Origin of the sequence: Erwinia sp. MYb416, assembly GCF_037479575.1 — a bacterium.
Lineage (GTDB): Bacteria > Pseudomonadota > Gammaproteobacteria > Enterobacterales > Enterobacteriaceae > Erwinia > Erwinia rhapontici.
The window spans coordinates 1-505 of record NZ_JBBGYT010000202.1 but is presented as its reverse complement, the minus strand read 5'-3'; the positions used below and the strand labels follow the sequence as shown (position 1 = coordinate 505).

At 44.8% G+C, this 505-nt stretch carries 1 protein-coding gene; it reads left to right on the top strand.

Annotated features, from left to right (window positions below):
* On the top strand, positions 1-505 hold a 505-nt coding region (locus WH277_RS01885; RefSeq protein ID WP_445235299.1), incomplete at both ends, for a glycosyltransferase family 9 protein.

Below are 505 nucleotides of genomic sequence, written 5' to 3'. Positions count from 1 at the left end.
GTACCACGCCTTTGATTGAAGGGGTTAAAACGGCATATCCTGATGCGAATGTTTATTTGCTAATCAATACTGTCAGCCAGGATGTGGTCAAAAACAATCCGCATATTACACGTACTTTTGTCTACCGTAAGGCCAAGCATGCCTCCGGTAAAGTGGCCATGTTGCGTGTTTACTTCGCCAGATTAAAAATGTTTCTGCAATTAAGGCGCATCCATTTTGATGCTGCGATATTGGCAAATCCGGTTCCCTGTAAATACAGCCTCAGATTGGCGAGAATGGCTGGCGTGCAACATATTATTGGGGCGGATACCGGTAATAAAGCGATCACTATTCCATTTAGAGGTGCTGATTTTTTTGGCGATCATCAGGTAGAACATGCCTTCAGTTATCTGTCAGCTATTACCGATCGTCAGATTAAGATCCCATCAGTGCGTATCTGGCTGACAGACCAGGAGCGCCAGCAAGCAACACAACGGATGAATGAACTGCAACCTGATAAGAAAGT